Here is a 25,453-nt window from a genome sequence, read left to right on the forward strand (position 1 = left end):
TAATGATATATATTCTAAGTATAAATTTTAATAACAAAACAATGAAAAAGAGCATTTTGTATTATTTGTTTGCTGTAGTATGCACAGTGTGCTTGTTTACAGCTTGTAGTGATGATGACGATGATAACAACAACAAGGCGTTAACTGTAGATAATATTGTGGGTACTTATCCTGGAAAAATGGATATTAAGTTAGCGGGCAATTCTGTTGCTAGTGATATGGAAACTTCTATTACTGTTGGAAAAGTGAGTGACAGTAAAGTAAAGATATCATTGTCTAATTTTACAATACCTGTTGTATTGCCTGCTCCTGTTAATATCGAAGCAGAATGTGCTGTTACTCCTTCAACTGATGAACTGAAATTGAACGGAACAACGACCATTGATTTATCAGCTATGAACTTGGGTAATTTAGACGTAGTGGTTGCTGGTGATGCTGATGGTAAGGAACTTGATTTAGACATTACAGTGACTAAGATGGGGGTTGTTGTTGAATTCGACGGTCAGAAGAAATAATATTTCATTCTATCAATAAAGAAAAAGGGAAGTCTCGCTTAAGTGACTTCCCTTTTTTATAATTAAATATTCTGTTCTAAACTCTTGAGAGATTTCCTCAAACCATGGAGACTGTTTGGGCTTATATTAAAGTAGTATCATATACTCTTCACATATATCATTAGTCTAAAGCATTGTGTTATAACTGTTTATGGTGAAACCTTCTCTTTGTGTCATCTGCCTGTCATATCTAATACTCCAAAAAAGAGATGGTAAAACACTTACTTCTTTCAAAAAAACACCTAATTCTTTTCCAAAAACTCCTAAGTCTTGTGAAAAAAGCTGGGAGTGTTTTGTTTAAAGATCTAAGTCTTTTTTTTTAAAGACTTAGATCTTTTCGCCAAACTCTTAGGTCTTTTCAGAAAAACACTTAGGAGTTTTTCTATGCTGGGTGTATCACGATATGAAGGGTATAAGTTCATCTCGATAAAATGACTTTTAAACAGAGGCCATGATATGTATGGCACATAAAGAAAAACACTACTTTTAGAATGCATATCCGAATCCCACGTTCAGATAGACTGCATACATATCGAAAGTGATTGTTTTGAAATCTTTTTTAAAGATATCATTCATTCCCCAATTCAGGTCTGCATATACTTTCAAATGTTTGAACGCTTTCCAGTCTACTCCTAATTGTGCTCCCCATTGAAAATTGCGTAAATCAGAAGAAAAATCGTAAGAAGCAATTGCTCCGTTATTAAAGTTTACTTTTTCTCCTGTCGGATCATCTTTACGCAGATAACCTTCGTATACGTGGCCGCTGAAATCACCGTCCATCAGATAAGAAAAGTAAGCACCGGCTTTCAGGTTCACACGATGGTTCAATTTATAAGCAGCTAAGATTGGAATAGTGAGGTATGAGTTTTGCACTTTGGTGCGCACACCTCCTGTCCAGTTGCCTTTTAAACGATTACCATCCTCACCGATAATCTCCATGCCATAGTTCTTTACTCCAGCTTTTGTACGCATACCTTTATTTTCCAGGCGGAGTCCGGTGACGATACCCCAACGCTTTTGTTCCCCAAACCATTTAGTCATGTTTCCTTCGATGGTAATCGAAAGGGTAGGATTGTAGTTTTTGATGTCGCGTATCTCTTCGGGAAAAGGCAAAGGCAATGTTCCTCCAATGTTGAAACCGGCTTTCAATTCATATTCCCAACCGTGTAATGCGGCGTTTATCAAGGTCTTTGTTCTGTTTTCTTGAGCCCATGTGTGGAAGCTCACCAATGTGATAGCCAGAAGCAATATATATTTTTTCATATCGAAAATCTTTTAAGTTATTTGTACTCTATTTCCAAATCGTCAATAAGTAATGTGCTGCCGGGAGCACCTTTGAATTCATCTCCATTTTTGCTGGCAGACAGGATAATGCTGATGTTGTATTGTCCTTTGGCCAGTTTCTCCAAGTCGACGGTTTTGCCAAATCGTTCGTAGTCGAAAGGCAATTCAAAACGTTTCCATTGTTCTGTTTCCACGGCATCTGTCTGGTTTATTATTGCCAAAGCTACCATGTTCGGGTGTTCGTAATTGTTCGCTACGATATGTCCGTCTAAGGTTTGTACTTTAGCATCCTTTTCATAAAATAATGCATATATATTGAACACATCCTTTCGGTCAGTATATTCTCCGTTTTCATAGAATTTAGGCCCTGCCTTATACTTATAATAGCCGGTCAGTTTGGTAGGTTGATAATAGAACGTTGTTCCGAATTTGGTTGCTGCCAAAGCATCTCCCAATGCATTGAGTAGTTCAAATTTTCCTATAAATAAGTTACCTGCCGCAATAGGTTTTCCTACTTTATTGCCTAAGTCTCCGGTGGTATGAGTTACTAGCTTCAGACAATTGCCGGAGCGTCCTTCCGAGCTGATGGTAGTTGGGTAGTCCTCGGGAGAGTTACCTCCTCCTGTCAGTGCGAATCCTTGGTTTCCGCTAGCCCAGGTTAGGGTGGCATGTCCGGCTGCTTCTTCGTAGAAAACATAATAGTTACTTACTCTTTTCACTGTCTCAAAGTGGAAAGAAGTCGGGATGTTTGTTGTTGACGGATAATGCAGGTTGATGGCATAAGTGCGATGCCATTTTCCGTCTTCCGAAGTAGTGGTGTAGCGCACTGGCTTTGTAAAGTTGTGTGTCGTTCCACTGGCCGGATTAATAGTTGCTCCCGGAGTCAGTTCAAAAGTCGGTGCCAGTGCGGTCAAATCGGTCCCGTTGTTTACTTCTATATAAATAGGATAGGCATTTAGGCTTTCATCGAATGGTAGGTTGTAGTCAATCTCCGTACCTGAAAGAATGTCGGCGGGTAATATACATTTTTCGATATCAGCTTCCGCATTAGGTGCTTCGTCTTTGATGCACGATGTACAAAGGAATATGCCTATGGTACAGGTTAGTAAGTCTTTCAATCTCATGAATGGATAATTTTATAAGTTCTTTGATATTAAACACATATATAATTTACAAAGTTAAGGCTTTTCCTGAAATTTTTCTGATTATTACAATAAAATGAATGGGCCGTTTTTCTTTTTTTATGGTATGGAAGCAAAAAGGGTGCAAGAAATAAATTCCCCGCACCCTCTCTGCATGTTATGATATAATATAAAGGAATGGACTTTATTAAACGATGCCCTGAGCCATCATTGCTTTTGCCACCTTCATGAAACCGGCAACGTTTGCACCTTTCACATAGTTTACATATCCGTCTTCTTCCGTACCATATTGTACACAAGCTGCATGGATATTTTTCATAATGCTCTTCAGCTTTTCATCAACTTCTTCTGAGCTCCAACCCAGCTTGATGGAGTTTTGAGTCATTTCGAGGCCGGATACCGACACGCCGCCTGCGTTGGCTGCTTTACCCGGAGCATATAGAATTTTGGCTTCTTGGAACACACGGATAGCTTCGGGGGTAGAAGGCATATTTGCACCTTCGCTGACAGCCATTACGCCGTTGGCAACTAATTGGCGCGCTTCGTCGCCGTTCAGTTCGTTCTGAGTGGCAGAAGGCAGCGCGATATCTGCTTTCTCTCCCCATGGACGAGCGCCTGCTACATATTTACAACCGTACTTTTCTGCATATTCGCGGATGCGTCCACGATATAAGTTCTTCAGTTCCATGATGAAGTCCAGTTTTTCGCGGTCGATACCGTCCGGGTCGTAGATGTAACCGTCAGAGTCTGACATAGTAACTACCTTACCACCCAACTCAATTACTTTTTCTACGGTATATTGAGCTACGTTACCTGATCCCGATACCAGACAGGTTTTGCCTTTCAAATCGGTTCCTTTGGTTTTCAGCATTTCCATCAGGAAATAGATGTTACCGTAACCTGTTGCTTCCGGACGAATCAGCGAGCCGCCGAATTCGCGTCCTTTTCCGGTAAATGTTCCGGTGAATTCGTGAGACAACTTCTTATACATACCGAACATAAAGCCTACTTCGCGTCCGCCTACACCGATATCACCGGCCGGCACATCGGTTTCGGGACCGATATGACGCCATAGTTCCAACATGAAAGCTTGGCAGAAACGCATTACTTCCGCATTGGATTTACCGCGCGGAGAGAAGTCAGAACCGCCTTTTCCACCACCCATAGGCAGAGTGGTCAATGAGTTTTTGAATGTCTGCTCAAAGGCAAGGAATTTTAGAATTCCCAGGTTCACAGAAGAGTGGAAACGGATACCGCCTTTATATGGGCCGATGGCGTTGTTATGTTGTACCCGATAGCCCATGTTGGTTCGGATATTGCCTTTATCGTCCATCCAAGTGACACGGAATTGGTATACGCGGTCGGGAATGCAAAGACGCTCAATCAAGTTTACCTTATCAAATTCAGGGTGTTTGTTGTATTCTTCTTCGATTGTACCAAGCACTTCTTCTACCGCCTGATGATATTCAGGCTCATTAGGGAATCTTCTTTTTAATTCGTCTAATACCTTAGCTGCATTCATAATCTATTTCTTTTATAGTTATTAATTAATTTCCATTGCTTTATTGACGATGCAAAAATATAGATAAGAATTGAATTGTGCAACAAATTATAAAGAAAATGCTATAAAAAATATCAGATTGTACAAAATGTAAGCGAAAATATGAATAAAAGATTATTTTACCCTGTTCTTTAAATACTTTAGTAAAGGAATAAAGACTAAAGCGCCCGAAATGATAATGGATAAGATTAGCGGCCCGTCAATTTGTTCGCTTCCGGTGAGGATGATATAGCATATTGCTACCCATAAAAGGGCAAGAATTACAATTTGGGGAAGGGATAGTGGTTTTCGGCTCATGGTGATATACAGGTGTTTTAATGACAGATTTTATCGGGTTGAAGAACAAAAGAACAAATTAAGTGTATGCAGATTGCAGCACTAAGAAAATTTGTCCTTTTGTTCTTTATGGCCTGAAACAGGTTGTTATTTATTAGCCTTTTTCTTCTTTTCTACGATGGCGTCAATCACTGCTACAGCGGTGATGTTCACAATGTCGCGTACCGACGCTTCGCAGTCGGTGAAATGGATAGGCTTGTTCAGTCCCATTTGAATCGGACCGAGCACTTCTGTTTCACTACTCATGGACTGAATCAATTGGTACGTGGCATTGGCCGAGCTTAGGGTGGGGAATACCAATGTATTCACTTCTTTGCCTTTCAGACGGGTAAATGGATATTTTTCGTCACGCAGTGTTGTGTTCAAGGCAAATTTTACTTGCATTTCACCGTCGATGGCGAGTTCGGGATACTTCTTCTGCATATGGTCTACTGCTTCATGCACTTTGGCGGGACTGCCTTCCGTGTCCGAACCGAAGTTGGAGTAAGAAAGCATTGCCATTGCCGGCGTGTGATTGAAAAATTCCACAGTCTTCTTTGACAGTTTGGCAATATCAATCAGCGTATCCGTGTCCGGATGGCGGTTAATCAGGGTATCAGCCACAAAGTAAGTACCTTTTTTAGAATTCAGGATATGCATGGTTCCGAAGTGTTTATATTCCGGTTGGATGCCTATCACTTCTTTTGCTACTTTGATGGTATTGGAATATTTGGTATACAAACCGGTGATAAATGCATCGGCTTCTCCTGTTTCCACCATCATCATGCCGAAGTAGTTGCGCTCGAACATCTTGTCGTTTGACTCTTGGAGATTAGCTCCTTGGCGGGCACGTTTTTCCGAGAGGATACGCGCATAGCGTTCGCGGCGTTCGGCTTCGCGATCGTGGCGGAGGTTGATAATCTCGATGCCTTCCAAACTTAAATCAAGCTCTTTTGCCAATTTCTCGATGCGTTCGTCGTTACCTAGCAATATTGGATGGCAGATACCTTCCGCTTTGGCTTCGACAGCAGCTTTCAGCATAGTGGGATGGATGCCTTCGGCAAAAACAACTCGCTGGGGGTCACGGCGTGCCGTTTCGTACAGTTGGCGGGTGAGTTTGCTTTCCTGGCCCATCAACTCGCGCAGGCGGGTTTTGTAAGCTTCCCAATCTGTAATGTGTTTGCGGGCAACACCTGAGTCCATAGCAGCTTTGGCGACTGCCATCGAAACTTCAGTTATCAAACGGGGGTCTACCGGCTTCGGAATGAAATAATCGGGACCGAAAGTGAAGTTGTTTACGTGGTAGGCCTCATTTACTACATCGGGTACGGGTTGCTTTGCCAAATTAGCAATGGCACGGACAGCAGCCAGCTTCATTTCTTCGTTGATGGCTTTGGCCTGCGTGTCGAGTGCTCCGCGGAATATATAGGGGAAACCGATTACATTGTTTATTTGGTTGGGGTAGTCCGAACGTCCGGTAGACATCAATACATCCGGGCGGGATGCCATTGCATCCTCGTAAGAAATTTCGGGAGTGGGGTTGGCGAGGGCGAATACAATCGGATGGTCGGCCATGCTGCGCACCATGTCTTGTGTCAGTACGTTTCCTTTGGACAGGCCGAGGAATACGTCTGCACCCTTAATGGCTTCTTCCAGTGTGTGCACATCCCGGCGGTCGGTGGCAAAGAATTTTTTGTTTTCGGTCAGGTTGGGGCGGTCACTGGTGATGACGCCTTTACTGTCGAGCATAAGAATATTTTCTTTGCGTGCGCCGAGGGCTACATATAGTTTGGTACAGGAAGTAGCTGATGCACCTGCACCGTTTACTACGATTCTTACGTCTTCTATCTTCTTTCCTGCTACTTCGAGGGCGTTCAGCAGTCCGGCAGAAGAGATGATTGCTGTTCCGTGCTGGTCATCGTGCATCACCGGGATGTCCAGTTCTGCTTTCAGGCGATTTTCTATTTCAAAACATTCGGGAGCCTTGATATCTTCCAGATTGATACCTCCGAAAGTGGGGGCAATGGCTTTAACGGCTTGGATGAACTTTTCAGGGTCTTTTTCATTGACTTCGATGTCGAATACGTCGATGCCTGCATAAATTTTGAACAACAGCCCTTTGCCTTCCATGACCGGCTTGCCGCTAAGGGCGCCGATGTCGCCTAGTCCGAGGACGGCGGTGCCATTGGAAATAACGGCTACCAGGTTACCTTTTGCTGTATAATCATAAGCTGTCTGCGGGTCTTTTTCTATTTCCAGACACGGTTCTGCCACTCCGGGCGAATAGGCGAGTGACAGGTCTGTCTGTGTGCTGTACGGTTTGGTAGGTACTACTTCAATTTTTCCGGGCTTGCCTTGTGAGTGATAGAGTAAGGCAGCCTCTTTGGTAATCTTAACCATAATGTTTTCCTATTTATTAGTGTTATTGTTTTAAATTGGTGGCAAAAATACAAATAAAATTATAAAATGACGCTTTTGCGCCATGAAATGATGTCGAATTGTTGATTTTTTAAGTGTAATATTTGACACGGATTCGTTTAATTGTGGGAGTAAAGGTACGAAATCCTGAGTAATCTCTCTGTTTTTTACTGCTTAATTATAATTTAAAAATAAATAAAAAAAAGACCATGCTGCCACCCGTTATATACCGACATGCAGGATTGTGTCTATTGTTTATTTAACACCTTTCCAAACACTTTTTAGTTACGCGTTATTTATAGTTAAAGCTCACTGAATAAGGATATAAATGGCGAAAAAATGACTATTTTTGCGCCGTTAAAAACTTAATTGGGTTAGAAAGTTTTCTAATAACCCCGACTTCTTTTGCTAAATAATAAAGTTCAATAATATTAGTTATGAAGATGACAGTAAACAAAATGAAATGCATTTCATTGAGCCGCGCAGCGATTGTTATGGCGGCGATGGCCGTTTTAAGCAGTTGCGGAGGCGGTCAGAGTGGTATGAAATTGGGTGATGACGAATTCACCGTTGTGACGGTACAGTCCACGGCCAGCCAGCAATCTACTTCATATCCGGCTACTATCAAGGGTATTCAGGATATTGAGGTACGTCCTCAGGTGTCTGGCTTTATCGTGAAACTGTGTGTGGATGAAGGTGCAACAGTTCGCAAGGGACAGGCGCTGTTTCAAATCGATCCTACGCAGTATGCGGCTGCCAAACGTCAGGCAAGTGCAGCTGTGGAGATGGCAAAATCGAATGTCAATACTTTGACGCTGAACGAACAGCAGAAAAAGAACCTGCATGATAAGAATATTATTAGTGATTTTGAATATCAAAGTGCAGTAGATCAGTTGCTTTCTGCCAAGGCTAGTTTGGCACAAGCACAGGCACAATTGACAAGTGCCACGCAGAATTTGGATTTCTGTACTGTGACAAGCCCTTCCAATGGGGTGGTCGGAACTTTCCCCTATCGTGTGGGAAGCTTGGTGAGCCCGTCGGTGGCTCAGCCTCTCACCACTGTGAGCGAAATCGGTGACATGTATGTGTATTTCTCAATGACTGAGAAACAATTGCTGGCCATGACCAAGGCGGGCGGTACACTGAAGGAGCAGTTGGAAAAGATGCCGGCCGTGAAGTTGGAATTGGCTGATGGTTCGGTATATGCGGAAGAGGGTCGAATTGATGCGGTCAGTGGTGTTATCGACCAGTCTACCGGCTCCGTAAGTATGCGTGCTATTTTCCCCAACAAGCAGTCGGTATTGCGCAGTGGTGGTATGGCCAATGTGATATTCCCTTATACAATGGAAAATATTATTTTGATTCCGCAGTCGGCCACTCAGGAAATTCAGGATAAGAAGTTTGTGTATGTGCTTCAGTCGGACAATGCGCTGAAACATACCGAAATTCAGATTTCAAACTTGAACGATGGCAAGAATTATATCGTGACAGGTGGTTTGAAACCCGGTGACAAGATTGTGATTGAAGGTGTTCAGAACTTGAAGGACGGACAGGTCATCACTCCGATTTCTCCCGAACAGAAAGAGGCTAAATATCAACAGCACTTGAAAGACCAGAAGGAGGGCAACATTGCCACAGCCTTTAAATAATTAATGAGTATTGAGTGAGCGAATTTATATCGTTTATATAATAAGGTATATAGAAGAATGAAATTAGATAGATTTATTAATCGTCCGGTGCTGTCAACGGTTATCTCCGTGTTGATTGTCATCTTGGGTGTAATCGGACTTGCTACATTGCCGGTGACACAGTACCCGGACATTGCACCGCCTACGGTGCAGGTACGTGCGAATTATACAGGTGCGAACTCAACAGCTGTATTGAATTCTGTCATTGCGCCGTTGGAAGACCAGATTAATGGTGTGGAAAACATGATGTATATCCAGTCTACAGCGTCAAACAACGGTTCGGCTGATATTAATGTCTACTTCAATCAGGGCACTGACCCGGATATGGCAGCCGTCAACGTGCAGAATCGTGTCTCTATGGCACAGGGCTTGTTGCCTGCCGAAGTAACAAAAGTTGGTGTGACTACTCAGAAACGCCAAAACTCCATGTTGATGGTGTTCTCCCTGTATGATGAGACCGACTCGTATAATATTGAATTTATTGAGAACTATGCTAATATCAACTTGATTCCTGAAATCAAGCGTGTAAAGGGTGTAGGTGACGCTAATGTGTTGGGACAGGACTATTCTATGCGTATCTGGCTGAAGCCGGATGTGATGGCACAGTATAAACTGATTCCTACCGATGTGTCGGCAGCTTTGGCCGAACAGAATATTGAAGCGGCTCCGGGACAGTTCGGTGAACGCGGTAACCAGACTTTCCAATATACCATCCGTTATAAAGGACGTCTGCAGCAGACCACTGAATTTGAGGATATTGTCATCAAGGCATTGCCCGATGGTAACGTGCTTCGTTTGGGTGATGTGGCAGATATTGAGTTAGGACGTTTGGCTTACACTTTCAACAATATGGTAAACGGCCATAAAGCGGTATCTTGTATCGTTTATCAGATGGCAGGTACCAATGCTACCGAAACGATTTCCAATTTGGAGGAAGTACTTGCAAAGGCGCAAGAGTCGCTGCCTACCGGTTTGAGCATCAATATTGCTCAAAATGCCAATGACTTCTTGTTCGCTTCTATCCATGAGGTTATCAAGACATTGATTGAAGCGTTTGTCTTGGTGTTTATCGTGGTATATATCTTCTTGCAGGATATGCGTTCTACGTTGATTCCGGCCATTGCCATTCCGGTGGCGCTGGTTGCTACTTTCTTTGTGTTGAAACTGATTGGTTTCAGTGTGAACTTGCTGACACTTTCGGCGATGGTGCTTGCCATTGCGATTGTGGTGGACGATGCCATAGTCGTCGTCGAGGGCGTCCATGCCAAGTTGGACCAAGGTTATAAATCTTCTCGTGAGGCTTCTATCGATGCCATGAGCGAACTGGGTGGTGCCATTGTTTCTATTACATTGGTTATGATGTCTGTGTTTATTCCGGTAAGTTTCATGGGAGGTACGGCCGGTACGTTCTATCGCCAGTTTGGTATCACCATGGCTATTGCTATCGGTTTCTCGGCTTTGAATGCGTTGACTCTGTCACCGGCATTGTGCGCCATCTTCCTGAAACCGCACGATGAAGGACACGGAACGAAGAAAATGACCCGTGTGGAACGTTTCCATACTGCTTTCAATGCTGCATACGATTCTCTGTTGAAGAAATATAAGAAACACGTCGTGTTCTTTATCCATAAGAAATGGTTGTCGTTCGGATTGGTTGCTGCTTCTATCATCTTGTTGGTATTCTTTATGAAGACTACTCCGACCGGTATGGTGCCTAATGAAGATACCGGTACGATTATGGGTGCGGTGACATTGCCTCCCGGCACTTCGCAGGAGCGCGCCATGGAAATCTTAAACCGTGTAGACAGTCTGGTAGCTGCCGAACCTGCGGTAGGTTCGCGTACCGTGATTTCCGGTTTTGGCTTTATCGGCGGACAGGGTCCTTCTTACGGTTCTTTGATTATCAAGTTAAAAGACTGGGAAGAACGTTCCATGATGCAGAATTCGGATGTTGTGGTAGGTACTTTATTTATGCGTGCGCAGAAGATTATCAAAGATGCGCAGGTATTGTTCTTCGCTCCTCCTATGATTCCGGGTTATTCGGCATCCAGCGATATCGAGTTGAACATGCAGGATAAGACAGGTGGTGACCTGAACCACTTCTATGATGTGGTTTTGAACTATATGGATGCATTGAAGGCACGTCCCGAAATTAATTCGGCTCAGACCACCTTCAACCCGAATTTCCCTCAATATATGTTGGACATTGATGCTGCCGCTTGTAAGAAGGCAGGTATCAGCCCTAGTGACATTCTGACTACCATGCAGGGATATTTCGGAGGTTTGTATGCTTCTAACTTCAACCGTTTCGGTAAGATGTATCGTGTAATGATTCAGGCAGAACCCGAAGCGACTAAGAATTTGGAATCGCTGAACAGCATCAAGATACGCAATGGTAATGAAATGGCTCCTATCTCTCAGTTTGTATCTATCAAAAAGGTGTATGGTCCGGACGTTATCAGCCGTTTCAACCTTTATACGGCTATCAAGGTGATGGTGGCTCCTGCCAGTGGTTATACTTCAGGACAGGCTTTGCAGGCTATCGCGGAAGTGGCAAAAGAGAATCTGCCTACCGGTTACGGTTATGAGCTGGGAGGTATGGCCCGTGAAGAGGCATCTACCAGTGGCAGCTCTACAGGTCTCATCTTTATCTTGTGTTTCGTATTCGTTTACTTGTTGCTGAGTGCACAGTATGAAAGTTATATCCTGCCGTTGTCCGTATTGCTTTCAGTTCCGTTCGGTCTGTTGGGTAGCTTCTTGTTCGTAAACGGATTTGCGGCATTGGGAAATATCCCGGCACTGAAGATGATTTTGGGAACCATGTCAAATGACATCTATATGCAGATTGCATTGATTATGTTGATGGGTCTGTTGGCAAAGAATGCCATCCTGATTGTAGAGTTCGCTTTGGACCGCCGTAAGCAGGGAATGAGTATTTCATGGGCGGCAGTGCTGGGTGCGGCAGCTCGTTTGCGACCGATTCTGATGACCTCATTGGCCATGATTGTCGGTTTGATTCCGTTGATGCTGGCTATGGGAGTAGGTGCGCACGGTAACCGTACGTTGGGAGCTTCGGCCATTGGTGGTATGTTGATTGGTATGATTTTCCAGATATTCATCGTACCGGTGTTGTTCGTGGTATTCCAGTGGTTGCAAGAGAAATTCAAACCGATAGAATGGGAGAATGTGGACAATACAGAGGTTGAACCCGAAATAGAACAATACACCCGTAAATGAATAGAAGAACAATGAAAAAGATAATAGGACTATGTTGTGCAACGCTCTTACTGAGCAGTTGCCACATCTATAAATCATACGACCGTCCCGAGTCGATAGATGCCGCCGGCATCTATCGTGACCCGGTTGCGGCTAACGATACATTGGCTGAAAATGATACAACCAATATGGGCAACTTGTCATGGAAGGAAGTGTTCCGTGACCCAAAATTGCAGGCTTTGATTGAAGAAGGACTGGCAAACAATGTGGATATGCAGACAGCCGTGCTGCGTGTGAAGGAGGCGAAGGCGCTGTTGACATCAGCCCGTTTGTCTTATTTGCCTTCGCTGGCACTTGCTCCGCAAGGTTCGTTGACCAGTGTGGATAAGGCTACTCCTGTTAAGAACTATACTTTGCCTGCTTCTGCAAGCTGGGAAGTGGATTTGTTCGGCAAACTGCTGAATGCACACCGTGGGCAGAAAGCTTCTTATTTGCAGAGTAAAGCTTACCAGCAGGCTGTACGCTCACAGTTGATTGGCGGCATTGCCAATGCTTACTATTCACTGTTGATGCTCGACCGTCAGGTGAGTGTTACCGAACAGAACGTGGCTTTGATGAAAGAAACTGTTCGTACGATGGAGGCTATGAAGGAAGCCGGTATGACTACCGAAGCAGCTGTAGCACAGAGCAAAGGAGCTTATCACCAGACAGAGGCTTCGCTGGCCGACCTGAAACGCCAGGTGCGCGAGACGGAAAACTCAATTTCTGTATTGCTGGCCAAGGCTCCCCAAAATATAGAACGCGGAACATTGGAAGAACAAGTAATGCCCACAGAACTGGCAGTGGGTGTGCCTTTGCAGTTGCTTGAAAACCGTCCGGATGTGAAGGCGGCTGAACTGGCATTGGCAAGTGCTTACTATACCACAAATCAGGCTCGCTCGGCTTTCTATCCGGGTGTTAATATCACCGGAACATTGGGATGGACGAATGGTTCCAATGGCACTGTTATCTCTAATCCTGCAGTGATGCTTTGGAATGCCATCGGTTCATTGACTCAGCCTATTTTCCAGCGCGGTAAACTGGTTGCCAACCTGAAAGTATCGAAAGCGGAAGAACAGATTGCCAAGATGAACTATCAGCAGACTATTCTGGAAGCAGGTAAGGAAGTGAGTGATGCTTTGTTCCTTTATGACACGGCAGACAAGAAACTGTCCGAACATCAGGCACAAGTTTCGGAAATGCAGAAAGCGGTAGAGATGAACAAAGATTTGTTTCAGGCGGGAAAAGCCACTTATCTGGAAATCATCACTGCCCAGCAGTCATTGCTAAGTGCTCAGTTGAACGAAGTTTCCGATACTTTCCAGCGTATGCAGGCTGTTATCAATCTGTATAGCGCATTAGGTGGTGGACGCGAATAATTAACCTTAAAAATGATACGAATATGATTAGTTCGTTGGCTTATGTAGACCCGTCAGCAAAAATCGGGAAAAACGTAACGATTCACCCATTTGTCTACATCGACAAGAATGTGGAGATAGGTGATAATAATGTCATCATGCCCAACGCCAGCATAATGAGTGGCGCACGCATCGGTAACGGAAACACGATTTATAACGGAGCTGTTATTGCAGCAACTCCGCAAGATTTCAACTATAAAGGTGATGAAACCATTGCCCGTATAGGTGACAATAATACGATTCGTGAGAATGCTGTAATTATCCGTGCCACTTTTGCCGGTGATGAAACAGTGGTTGGAAACAATAACTTTATCATGCAGGGAGCGCGTATCTCGCATGATGTGACTATCGGTAACAATTGCATCATCGGTAACGGTTCGCAGGTGTCGGGATGTTGTGTCATTGAAGATTATGCTATCCTGACTTCCAATGTGTTGATGCAGGGACACACTCGTTTGGGTACTTATGCAGCGGTGCAGGGCGGATGCCGTTTCACTAAGGATATTCCTCCATATTGTGTGGCAGCTCATGAACCGACCTCGTTTTACAGCATCAATACGCTGGTGTTGCAACACGAAGGATTTTCTGAAACGGTTCTTAAGCATATAGCCCATGCTTTCCGCATTCTCTATAAGGCTAATACATCTATCGAGGATGCATTGCGCCGTATCGAGGAACAGGTACCTTCCAGCCCTGAAATAGTGCATCTGGTGGAATTTGTTCGGAATTCGAAGTTGGGTATTATAAAATAAGTGTATCTTTGTCTTCTCTCTTTATGATGAATAGCGTTAAGAAGAAAAAAATAGATAAAACGATAGTAAGGGAGCATGTTGTTCAAGCAGCTGCAAAGGCATTTACCCGAAAAGGGGTAAAGACAGTCAGAATGGATGATATTGCCGCTGACCTGTCGATATCGAAAAGAACGCTGTACGAGTTGTTTCATGACAAAGAAGATTTGTTGCTCGATGTGATGAGGCTGCATCGGGAGGAGATGAAGAAATCAATGGAAGAGATAGCTTCCAAGGCAGAGAATGTCTTGGAAGTTATTCTCCGTTTCTATCAGAAGAGTGTACAGGACTTTCAGAATACAAACCGGAAGTTCTTTGAGGATATGGAGAAGTATCCTAAGGTGGTGGCTTATATTACCGAGAGCCGCAAAGAGAACTTGGATGCCGCAATGGAGTTTTATCAAAAGGGAGTCAATCAAGGAATATTCCGCAAGGACGTGAATTATGCTATTGTTCGTGCAATGGTAGGCGAACAGATGGATATATTGCTTCGCTCTGAAATATGTAAATCCTATTCGCTGGCTGAAATATATGAAACTGTTGTTTTCATGCATATGCGGGGCATTTCTACAGAAAAGGGGTTGAAGATTGTAGATGATTTTCTGTATAACCAGAAACGGGAGGAGCATAACAAGAATGGATAGAACTAAATTAGTCACTTAATAATAAAGAGTAAACAGTAAATGAAGTTTTTTTTAAAGCCTAAGTTAGCCTTGTTGTTGCTGGCAGTGGCAGCAACACAGAGTGCACGAGCACAAGATACATTAAGGGTTACTTTACAGGAAGCGGTCAGGATAGCGTTGAGCGAGAATCCGACCATTAAAGTAGCCGGTCAAGAAATCAAACTCAAGAAGGAAGCCCGCCGGGAAGCCTACTCAGGCTTGTTTCCCGAAGCCAATTTAGTGGGAAGTTATTCACGAGCCATCAAAAAGCAATCTTTCGCTATGGAGGGAAAGGTGATTGAAGTGGGAACGGACAACACGTATAGCGGTGGTTTGTCTGTGAGTCTGCCTGTCTTTGCACCTGCACTTTATAAGAGTATCAGTCTGACAAAGACGGATGTGGATTTGGCAGTGGAAAAAGCGCGGTCTTCGCGTCTCGATATGGTGAACCAGGTGACAAAGGCCTTTTATCAGTTGCTTTTGGCGCAAGATAGTTACGAGGTGCTGCTGAAAAGTTATAAGCAGAGCGAAGACAACTATCATGTGGTGAAAGCCAAGTATGAGCAGGGCTCTGTCAGTGAGTACGATAAAATCAGTGCGGAAGTGCAGATGCGCAGCCTGAAACCGACGGTCGTGTCTGCTCGTAACGGGGTGAATCTGGCTACTCTGCAACTGAAAGTTTTGATGGGAATGGAAGCGGAAGTAAATGTAGCAGTGGACGGTAACCTGAAAGATTACGAAATGTCCATGTTTACTCGTCAGGCAATGCCGCGGCCTAATAATCTGATAAACAACAGTACATTGAAGCAATTGGAACTGAATGCGTTGCAACTGAAACAAAATCTGAAGTTGCAATATACCAATTTCATGCCTACACTGTCTGCCAGCTTTCAGTATATGTACACTTCTATGAATGATAACTTTAAATTCAAGGAGTATGACTGGCGACCTTATTCAACTCTTGGGCTGAATCTGACTATCCCTTTGTTTAAGGGAAGTAACTTCACTAAGTTGAAACAAACCCGTATTCAGATGAAACAGCTCGCAGAGAATCGTATCAATACGGAACGCCAGCTCACCATGCAGGCTACCAGTTATCTGGACAATATGGCGGCAAGTACCGAGCAGGTAGTCAGCAACAAAGAGGCCGTATTCCAAGCAGAAAAGGGACGGACTATTGCTGAAAAAAGATATGAAGTAGGTAAGGGGACTATCTTGGAGTTAAATAGTTCGGAGGTAGCTCTGACAGAAGCGAAACTCACCTATAACCAGTCCATTTATGACTACTTGGTGGCAAAGGCTGACCTTGATTTGGTGATGGGCGAAGAAGTGGTAACAGAATAATAACAACATAACATAAAGATAACAGTATGAAAAAAAGTTTTCAAATAGCAGCTTTGTTGGTGGTCGCTTTGCTGAGCGCTTGTTCAGGCGGGGCAGAGAAGAAAGAAGGAGCACAGGAAGGGGTCGCACAGGTAGATAAACCGGTGGTGAAATTGGCATCTGTGACTTCGCGTGAGGTGGAGCAAATAGAAGAATATACCGCCACCGTGGAAGCTGAAGCAAAAAACAATATAGCACCGACCTCTCCGGGGCGCATTGATAAAATATTTGTCGAAGTGGGCGATTATGTTTCCAAGGGTCAGAAACTGGTGCAGATGGATGCTGCCAGTCTGAAGCAGTTGAAGTTACAACTGGAAAATGAGGAAACGGAGTTTAAACGTGTGGATGAATTGTATAAAGTGGGTGGTGCTTCCAAGTCGGAATGGGATGCCGCCAAGACTACATTGGATGTACGTCGTACTTCTTACAATAACTTGCTTGAAAATACGCAGTTGTTGAGCCCTCTGAATGGTGTGGTGACTGCGCGTAATTTTGATAATGGTGATTTGTATTCGTCTGCCGCTACCCCTGTATTGGTGGTTGAACAGATAACTCCGGTTAAACTTCTTATTAATGTATCCGAACCTTATTTCCCAAAAGTGAAGAAAGGAATGGATGTGAACGTGAAGTTCGATGTTTATGGCGATGAAGTATTCGAAGGAAAAGTAAGTCTGGTATATCCTACTATTGATGCGGCGACTCATACTTTCCCGGTCGAGGTGAAACTGACCAATACCAACCAGCGAGTACGCCCGGGTATGTTCGGACGTGTGACGCTCAGCTTCGGTACGATGAGCCATGTCGTGGTTCCCGACCAAGCTATTGTGAAGCGTGCCGGTTCGGGTGACCGTTATGTATATGTATACAAAGACGGTAAGGTATCTTATAATAAGGTAGAGCTCGGACGTCGCATGGATACCGAATATGAACTGCTTTCGGGAGTAGATGATAACTCTCAGGTAGTTGTTGCAGGCCAGACCCGTCTTGCCGATGGAGTAGAAGTTGAAGTAAGTAAATAATTAAAGAGTATAATTATATGAGTTTATACGAAGGAGCAGTTAAGAAACCGATTATGACCTCACTTTGCTTCCTTGCGGTGGCAATCTTTGGTCTTTTCTCACTGTCTAAACTTCCGGTAGACTTGTATCCGGATATTGATACCAATACCATTATGGTAATGACATCTTATCAGGGTGCCAGTGCTTCCGATATAGAAAATAATGTGACTCGCCCGTTGGAAAATACATTGAACTCGGTGAGTAACCTGAAACATATCACGTCTAAGTCTTCCGAGAATATTTCAGTGATAACCCTGGAATTTGAATACGGTTACGATATTGATGTGCTGACGAATGATGTTCGCGATAAACTGGATATGGTGAGCTCGCAACTTCCTGATGAAGTGAATACACCGATAATCTTTAAGTTCAGTACGGATATGATTCCTATCCTGCTGCTTTCCGTTCAGGCGGAAGAAAGCCAGCCTGCACTCTACAAGATATTGGATGATAATGTAGTGAACCCTTTGGCGCGTGTTCCCGGTGTGGGTACCGTGTCTATTGCCGGTGCGCCCAAGCGTGAGGTAAATGTTTATTGTGATCCGAACAAACTGGATGCTTACGATTTGACTATCGAAACAATCAGTTCTATTATCGGTGCCGAGAATAAAAATACGCCGGGCGGTACGTTCGATGTGGGTAGCAATACTTATTCATTGCGCGTGGAGGGAGAATTTAAAGACCCGCGCGAGATGGCGAATATTGTGGTGGGTACACACAATGGTGCATCTGTCTATCTGCGTGATGTAGCAAAGATTGTGGACTCAGTGGAAGAACGGGCACAGAAAACTTACAACAACGGCGTGCAAGGTGCCATGATTGTTGTTCAGAAGCAGTCAGGAGCCAATTCGGTAAATATTTCCAAGAAGGTAATGGAACAGTTGCCTAAGCTGCAGAAGTCACTTCCCAGTGATGTGAAACTGGGTGTGATTGTCAATACATCAGATAATATATTGAATACCATAGACAGTTTGTCGGAAACCATTATGTACGCCATTCTTTTTGTGGTGTTGGTTGTATTTATCTTCTTGGGACGTTGGCGTGCTACAGTGATTATCTGTATCACTATTCCGATGTCGTTGATTGCCTCTTTTATCTATTTGGCTATTACGGAGGGGGGCTCGTTGAATATCATTTCGTTGTCCTGTTTGTCTATTGCTATTGGTAACGTAGTGGATGACGCCATTGTGGTTTTGGAGAATGTGACTACTCACATCGAACGTGGTTCCGAGCCCAAACAGGCAGCTATTCATGGTACGAATGAGGTGGCTATTTCTGTTATCGCATCTACGCTGACCATGATTGCCGTGTTCTTCCCGCTGACTATGGTAAGCGGTATGTCGGGGGTATTGTTCCGTCAGTTGGGATGGATGATGTGTGTGATTATGACTATTTCTACCATTTCAGCTTTGTCGTTCACTCCAATGATGTGTGCCCAAATGCTTCGTTTGCAGAAAAAACAAAGCAAGTGGTTTATTGCTTTTTATAAACCGATTGAACGTTCGTTGGACGCACTGGACGGTTGGTATCAGCATCGTTTGAATTGGGCGGTACGCCATCGTAAGACGGTGATTGCAGGATGTTTCGGATTCTTTGTGCTTAGTTTGATTTGTGCAAAGGGTATCGGTACGGAGTTTTTCCCGTCACAGGACAATAGCCGTATTTCCGTACAGCTTCAGTTGCCTATCGGCGCACGTGTGGAACGTGCACAGACATTGGCTCAAGAGCTGACTGAGAAGTGGCTGAAAAAATACGATGGAGTGATGCGTGTCTGCAACTACACAGTGGGACAGGCGGATGCCGATAATACTTGGGCTTCTATTCAGGACAACGGCAGCCATATTATTTCGTTTAATATCAACCTGTATAATCCTGCCGACCGCGAGATGACACTGGCAGAAGTCTGTGACGGTATGCGTGAGGACTTGAAAGCATATCCCGAACTTGATAAGGCACAGGTAATCTTGGGTGGTAATAGTGGCGGTATGGGCGGACAGTCTACAGCAGATTTTGAAATTTATGGTTATGATTTTACGGATACCGATAAAGCGGCTGCTGATTTGAAGGCTGCCTTGCTGAATGTAAAAGGTGTATCGGAGGTCAACATCAGTCGTCAGGATTATCAACCGGAATATCAGGTGGATTTTGACCGTGAGAAACTGGCTTTGCAAGGGCTGAATCTTTCTACTGCCGCCATGTATTTGCGTAACCGTGTGAATGGTGCTTTATCGTCTTACTATCGTGAAGATGGTGACGAATATGATATCAAGGTGCGTTATGCTCCTGAATTTCGTACCAGCATTGAAGATTTGGAGAATATCCTTATCTATAATAATGCCGGAAAAGCTGTTCGTGTAAAAGATGTGGGAAAAGTGGTTGAACGTTCGGCTCCGCCTACCATCGAGCGTAAAGACCGTGAGCGTATTGTTACGGTGTCTGCGGTAATATCGGGTGCTCCTTTGGGTAGCGTGGTGGCAGAAGGCAATGCTATTATCGACAAGATGGATTTGCCTAGCGGAATCAGTATCCAGGTAGCAGGTTCGTATGAAGACCAACAGGATTCGTTCGGTGATTTGGGTACATTGGCAGTACTGATTATCATCTTGGTATTTATTGTGATGGCGGCTCAGTTTGAATCACTTACTTATCCGTTCATTATCATGTTCTCTATCCCATTCGCATTCAGTGGTGTGTTGATGGCGCTCTTCGGAACGGGAACAACGCTGAATGTTATGAGCTTGTTGGGTGGTATCATGTTGATTGGTATCGTGGTAAAGAACGGTATCGTATTGATTGACTACATTACACTGTGCCGTGAGCGTGGTATGGCGGTTATCCATTCGGTGGTGACAGCCGGTCGCAGTCGTCTGCGCCCTGTGTTGATGACTACGCTGACTACTATCTTGGGTATGGTGCCGATGGCTATCGGAGGTGGAGAAGGTTCTGAAATGTGGCGTCCGTTGGGTGTTTCCGTAATCGGTGGTCTGACTGTATCAACGGTGTTGACATTGATTTTGGTTCCTGTGCTTTACTGCTCATTTGCCGGTACAGGCATTAAGCGTGCCCGTAAGAAAATGAAGTCAAGCCGTGAGCTGAACGATTACTATCAGTCACACAAAGAAGAGATGACTAAAGGAAAAAATATATAAATCATAAATTCAAAGATATGAAATCAGTATTCATCACATTCGACCAAGCCTTTTATGAGCGTATCCTGGCATTGCTCGACCGTCAGAACTGTCGTGGGTTCAGTTATTGGCAGCAGGTACAGGGACGCGGTAGCGTCAAGGGCGAGCCTCATTATGGCAGTCATGCATGGCCGAGTATGTGTTCGGCTATCATTACTGTTGTGGATGATGCGAAAGTAGATCCTTTACTTGATGCTCTGCACAAAATGGATAAGGAGACCGAACAATTGGGACTCCGTGCCTTTGTGTGGAATATAGAAAAGACAGTTTAAAATATGCATTGCCGGGAGTGTGTCTGTTACTTTAGATTTTTGACACACTCCCGGCTAACATTTTCTTTTTTATTCTTCTTCATACAGATTCTCGTCTAAAAAATCACTACTTTTGCGCCTGATTCACAAATAGCATAGTATGAAAAATTATATATCAGCCACTTTCTTTCTCACACTTCTGGTAGTAGGAGCCTTATTGGGGCTGTATTTTCTTCCGCCGATGAAATTGAACGGTGAGCAGCTTCGTAAAGTCGACTTGCTGGCCGATATTCGTCCTGATATAGAAGAAGTGGCCGATTCTGACACTATCGTTCTTCCTCCTCCTGTGAAACCGATTTTTGTGGATACCTGCAAAACAGGGATGACTTGTATAGAAGATTATTCCGATTCTACCATGAGGGGAATGAAGCATTTTTATGAAGCGCTTTCTTCCATAAAAACAATGAAACGTCCTGTCCGCATTGCTTATTTTGGTGATTCTTTTATCGAAGCGGATATTTTTACGGCCGATTTGCGTGAGAGACTTCAGAATGAATTTGGAGGCTGCGGAGTAGGCTATGTACCTATAACCAGTTCTATCAGTGGCTATCGTCCCACAGTCCGTCACTCTTTTGGCGGTTGGAGTAGCCACTCGAGCAATGATTCCATAGGCTTCGACAGGAGTCAGCAAGATATTTCCGGACATTACTTTTTTGCTCGCGAAGGAGCATACGTGCAACTGAAAGGCCAGTCTAAATATGCTTCTCGTTTGGATACGTGTGAAGTGTCCACTCTCTATTACTTAAACAAAGGATTTGCCGGCATTCGCTCTCAAATAAATGGGGGGACAGGCGTTTTACACGAAGAGCCGGGAGACGATAGATTACAGATGCTTTCTGTAGAGGGACGGATAGGACAAGTAAAATGGAGTGTGGAACAGTCTGATTCTGTTACTTTCTTTGGAGTGGCAATGGATGGCAAGCGAGGGGTGGTTGTAGACAATTTCAGTGTGCGCGGCAGTAGCGGTTTACACTTGCGGAGTATCCCTTTGAAAACATTGAAAGCGTTTCAGCGTGTGCGTCCTTATGATTTGGTCGTTCTTCAGTATGGACTGAATGTGGCAACCGAACGCGGTGTGAATTATGAGAATTATAAAAAAGGTATGCTTACGGTGATAACTCATCTCAAAGAGGCTTTCCCCGAAGCTGCTATTTTATTGGTGAGTGTGGGTGATCGCGAATTTAAGGATGAAAAACGAAATGGAGAATTACGTACTATGCCGGGGGTGAAGAACTTGATTCGTTATCAACAGTCTATTGCAGCCGATAGCCGGATTGCTTTCTGGAATATGTATGAGGCTATGGGCGGGGAAGGAAGTATTCTTGATATGATAGACCGGAAGATGGCAAATCTCGATTACACGCATATCAATTTCAAAGGAGGAAAACATCTGTCGGGCATTTTGTTTGAGACATTGATGTATGGTAAGGAACAATACGAAAAGCGGAAGGCTTATGAAGCGGAATAAAACAAATAGATGCCTGGTCGTGGTAGTGACAGTGGTATTTATGCTTTGTCCGTCTCTTTCCGGTCTTTATGCTCAAGATCCACTTCCGCCGATAGCCCGTGTATTGGAACCATTGCATTTGCCGGGGCAGACTAAAGAAATGCATTCGTCCGGCCGGCTTATTGTATGTCACGATTCTTTGCCTGACAATTTTAAGCATACGGCAGACAATGTGATAGAGGACAGTACGCGTTCACTGCTTCCATTTTTTCGGAAACTGAATGAGATGAACGGACCGGTACGTGTCGTTCATATTGGTGATTCTCATGTGAGGGGACACGTTTATCCTTTGGTTACTCGTCGTCGGTTGGAAAGTGATTTCGGTGCTGAAGCTGTTTATCCCGATAGTATAACCTATCGCACGGATGGGCTGGCACACGAAACGGGCGAGCCCGGACTTGTTTATCATATAATGGGGGTGAACGGGGCTACCTGTGTAACCTTTACCACAGAAGATAAGATAAAAAAAATAGCTGCTCTTCAGCCCGATTTAGTAATTCTTTCTTTTGGAACAAATGAGGCACATAGCCGTCGCTACTTGGCTCCGGCACACGAAATGCAGATAGATCGTCTGCTTTCAATGTTGAAAAAGGCTTGTCCCGAAACGGTTTTTCTTTTAACTACTCCTCCGGGAGCGTATGTAGGACGTCGCCGTTCACGGGTTATCAATCCGAGGACAGTGACTGTGGCGCGTATCATCCGGGAATATGCATGCAAGCATGGGATGGCTGTGTGGGATATGTATACCGTGGTGGGAGGGAAGACCGACGCTTGCAAAAATTGGACGCGTAATCACCTGTTGAGGGCGGATGGCATTCATTTTACTCCCGAAGGATATCGGCTGCAAGGTAACTTATTACATCAAGCATTAATTAAAGCGTATAACGAGTATGTGGCAACTGGATTGGAATAAATTGGCAGAGCTGTTGACTTATAATGCCAAACAACCGATGATATTTAGTAGCGGATTGTTTTTGTTTCTGTTTTTGGGCTTCAGCCTGATATATTTGTTATTGCAGAAGAAGGACACGGCGCGCATTTTGTTTGTATCTCTGTTTTCCTATTATTTTTATTATAAGAGCAGTGGCTTTTATTTCTTTTTATTGGGAGTAGTGACGGTTACAGACTTTTTTTTGGCAGGACGCATGGCTGTGACGGAAAGTAAATGGGGCAGGAAAGGGCTTCTGTTGTTGAGCTTGTCTGTCAATTTGGGGCTGCTTTGTTATTTTAAATATACCAATTTCTTTTATGAGATACTGGCTCCGTTGTGGAACGGTAAGTTTCAGCCGTTGGATATCTTTCTGCCGGTAGGTATTTCGTTTTTTACTTTCCAGTCATTGAGTTATACCATTGATGTATATCGTCGGCAGTTGCAGCCGTTGAATCGTTTGTTGGATTATGTGTTTTATGTCTCTTTCTTTCCTCAGTTGGTGGCAGGTCCTATTGTTCGTGCGCGTGATTTTATTCCTCAGATTCGTGAGCCGTTGATGGTTTCACGAGAGATGTTTGGTACGGGGGTATTCTTCGTTGTCAGTGGTTTGTTTAAGAAGGCAGTCATCTCTGATTATATTAGTGTGAATTTTGTTGAGCGCATTTTCGACAATCCCGCTTTGTATTCGGGAGTAGAGAATCTGTTTGGAATTTATGGTTACGCGTTGCAAATTTATTGTGATTTTTCAGGTTATAGCGATATGGCAATCGGCATCGCCTTGCTGCTCGGTTTTCGTTTCCCGATGAATTTCAATTCCCCTTACAAGGCGGACAGTATCACTGATTTTTGGCATCGCTGGCATATTTCTTTGTCCACTTGGCTGCGTGATTATTTGTATATTTCATTGGGAGGAAATCGCAAAGGGAAAATCCGTACCTACATCAATCTGTTTCTCACCATGTTATTGGGAGGACTGTGGCATGGGGCATCTTGGAATTTTGTTATTTGGGGTGGCTTTCATGGCGTGGCATTGGCTGTACACAAGTTTTGGCGTAATCTTTTGGGCAAACCCAAGACTGCTGTGAGTCATGGTATCCGAAAGTTTTTTGCCGTGATTCTTACGTTTCATTTTGTTTGTTTCTGTTGGATATTCTTCCGTAACAGTACTTTTGAGGCGTCGGTAACGATGATAAAACAAGTATTTACCGCTTTTCATCCCGAAGTATTTGTGCAGCTTATCGAAGGATATTGGAAAGTCTTTGTGTTGATGGGAGTAGGTTATTTATTGCATTTTGCTCCTGATAATTGGCAAGACACTTGTTGTCGCGGAGTGGTTAGGCTGCCTTTATTGGGAAAGGCGTTATTGCTGGTAGCATTAATTTATTTGGTTATTCAGATAAAGAGCAGTGATATACAACCGTTTATTTACTTCCAATTTTAGCTCGTTGTTTAAATTTCAAATTCTTCTTTCCTCCTTTCATTGACCGCTGAAACACCCTGTTGATAGGGGTTTCGGTAGTGAATGGACATATCGTCACCACCCTTTCAGCCTCCTTTCATTTGTAAAGCTTCTTCCGGCTTTAGAACTTTTTCGATAACACTTTACGGTAGGGGCGGACCCATGTGTCCGCCCAATGACCCCAATAACTTAAAGTGAACTGTTCTCAGGCAGACACACGGGTCTGCCCCTACAGAAAACGGCAGGCTGAAAAGATGAATACACAAGGGAATTGCTGAAGGCAGATTGTGAAGGGACTTGGAAAGCGCGGCTGAAGGGAGGATGAGGGGATGTGCTGCCATTCTTAACCGACTGATTATATGAGTGTTTTAATTAAAATGTAAGGATGAACGGAAAAGAAGGAATAGCCTACTTAATGAGGGGATGATGCAATCTGCCCCTACATGAAAAAGATGCCGAGCTTTTTAAAAAAGATACCGAGCTTTTCTGAAAACACAACGAGCTTTTTAAAAAAGACTTTGAGGTTTTTTT

18 protein-coding genes are annotated in these 25,453 nt (G+C 43.9%); 13 read left to right on the top strand and 5 right to left on the bottom strand.

All coding sequences use genetic code 11. From position 1 onward, the window contains the following. Positions 1-41 precede the first annotated feature (41 nt). Positions 42-515: a calycin-like domain-containing protein gene (locus QYT14_RS07005; RefSeq protein ID WP_288324604.1), complete on the top strand. Its 474-nt coding sequence runs from the start codon at positions 42-44 to the stop codon at positions 513-515. A 525-nt stretch (positions 516-1,040) separates the two neighbouring features. Here the strand turns inward: QYT14_RS07005 and QYT14_RS07010 are convergent. From QYT14_RS07010 to QYT14_RS07030, 5 genes are all read right to left on the bottom strand, one after another. After that, entirely contained in the window at positions 1,041-1,817 is a 777-nt protein-coding gene (locus tag QYT14_RS07010) for a porin family protein (protein WP_237040044.1), read from the bottom strand. Between the two features lie 17 nt (positions 1,818-1,834). Further along, entirely contained in the window at positions 1,835-2,962 is a 1,128-nt protein-coding gene (locus tag QYT14_RS07015; protein ID WP_237040045.1) for a PCMD domain-containing protein, read from the bottom strand. Positions 2,963-3,167: 205 nt separating this feature from the next. Beyond that, positions 3,168-4,502, bottom strand: a complete 1,335-nt coding sequence (locus QYT14_RS07020; protein ID WP_237040046.1) for an NADP-specific glutamate dehydrogenase — start codon at positions 4,500-4,502, stop codon at positions 3,168-3,170. Between the two features lie 153 nt (positions 4,503-4,655). After that, on the bottom strand, positions 4,656-4,838 hold the full coding sequence (locus QYT14_RS07025; protein WP_237040047.1) for a hypothetical protein: 183 nt from the start codon (positions 4,836-4,838) through the stop codon (positions 4,656-4,658). 126 nt (positions 4,839-4,964) lie between these two features. Next, the gene (locus QYT14_RS07030) at positions 4,965-7,256 is read right to left on the bottom strand and encodes an NADP-dependent malic enzyme (protein WP_288324605.1); all 2,292 of its coding nucleotides are present in this window, start codon (positions 7,254-7,256) and stop codon (positions 4,965-4,967) included. Between the two features lie 455 nt (positions 7,257-7,711). Here QYT14_RS07030 and QYT14_RS07035 point away from each other — a divergent pair, with 455 nt between their 5' ends. The 12 genes from QYT14_RS07035 to QYT14_RS07090 all read left to right on the top strand — a co-directional run bounded on the left by QYT14_RS07035 (position 7,712) and on the right by QYT14_RS07090 (position 24,904). Further along, positions 7,712-8,923, top strand: a complete 1,212-nt coding sequence (locus QYT14_RS07035; RefSeq protein WP_237040049.1) for an efflux RND transporter periplasmic adaptor subunit — start codon at positions 7,712-7,714, stop codon at positions 8,921-8,923. Between the two features lie 57 nt (positions 8,924-8,980). Beyond that, positions 8,981-12,199, top strand: a complete 3,219-nt coding sequence (locus QYT14_RS07040; protein ID WP_288324607.1) for an efflux RND transporter permease subunit — start codon at positions 8,981-8,983, stop codon at positions 12,197-12,199. An 11-nt stretch (positions 12,200-12,210) separates the two neighbouring features. Further along, a complete protein-coding gene (locus QYT14_RS07045) occupies positions 12,211-13,596 on the top strand; it encodes a TolC family protein (RefSeq protein WP_237040051.1) in 1,386 nt (461 codons plus the stop codon). A gap of 23 nt (positions 13,597-13,619) precedes the next feature. Continuing rightward, entirely contained in the window at positions 13,620-14,387 is a 768-nt protein-coding gene (gene lpxA, locus QYT14_RS07050) for an acyl-ACP--UDP-N-acetylglucosamine O-acyltransferase (protein ID WP_237040052.1), read from the top strand. A 26-nt stretch (positions 14,388-14,413) separates the two neighbouring features. Then, a complete protein-coding gene (locus QYT14_RS07055; RefSeq protein ID WP_288324614.1) occupies positions 14,414-15,067 on the top strand; it encodes a TetR/AcrR family transcriptional regulator in 654 nt (217 codons plus the stop codon). A gap of 39 nt (positions 15,068-15,106) precedes the next feature. After that, positions 15,107-16,429: a TolC family protein gene (locus QYT14_RS07060; protein ID WP_288324609.1), complete on the top strand. Its 1,323-nt coding sequence runs from the start codon at positions 15,107-15,109 to the stop codon at positions 16,427-16,429. A 26-nt stretch (positions 16,430-16,455) separates the two neighbouring features. Further along, complete coding sequence (locus QYT14_RS07065) at positions 16,456-17,487, top strand: efflux RND transporter periplasmic adaptor subunit (RefSeq protein WP_237040054.1); 1,032 nt, start codon at positions 16,456-16,458, stop codon at positions 17,485-17,487. A 17-nt stretch (positions 17,488-17,504) separates the two neighbouring features. Beyond that, positions 17,505-20,675: an efflux RND transporter permease subunit gene (locus QYT14_RS07070; protein WP_237040055.1), complete on the top strand. Its 3,171-nt coding sequence runs from the start codon at positions 17,505-17,507 to the stop codon at positions 20,673-20,675. A gap of 17 nt (positions 20,676-20,692) precedes the next feature. Further along, entirely contained in the window at positions 20,693-20,986 is a 294-nt protein-coding gene (locus QYT14_RS07075) for a PG0541 family transporter-associated protein (RefSeq protein ID WP_237040056.1), read from the top strand. Positions 20,987-21,125: 139 nt separating this feature from the next. Further along, a complete protein-coding gene (locus tag QYT14_RS07080) occupies positions 21,126-22,493 on the top strand; it encodes an SGNH/GDSL hydrolase family protein (RefSeq protein WP_237040057.1) in 1,368 nt (455 codons plus the stop codon). Then, positions 22,480-23,445 (top strand): GDSL-type esterase/lipase family protein, encoded by a 966-nt coding sequence (locus tag QYT14_RS07085; RefSeq protein WP_237040058.1) that lies wholly within the window; start codon positions 22,480-22,482, stop codon positions 23,443-23,445. Before QYT14_RS07080 ends, QYT14_RS07085 begins: the two co-directional genes overlap by 14 nt. Continuing rightward, positions 23,423-24,904 carry an MBOAT family protein gene (locus QYT14_RS07090; protein WP_288324610.1) on the top strand — a complete coding sequence of 494 codons (1,482 nt, stop codon included), beginning with the start codon at positions 23,423-23,425 and terminating at the stop codon, positions 24,902-24,904. The genes QYT14_RS07085 and QYT14_RS07090 overlap by 23 nt, the downstream gene beginning before the upstream one ends. The last annotated feature ends 549 nt before the right edge of the window (positions 24,905-25,453 follow it).

Source organism: uncultured Phocaeicola sp., from assembly GCF_948499155.1.
Classification (GTDB): domain Bacteria; phylum Bacteroidota; class Bacteroidia; order Bacteroidales; family Bacteroidaceae; genus Phocaeicola; species Phocaeicola faecalis.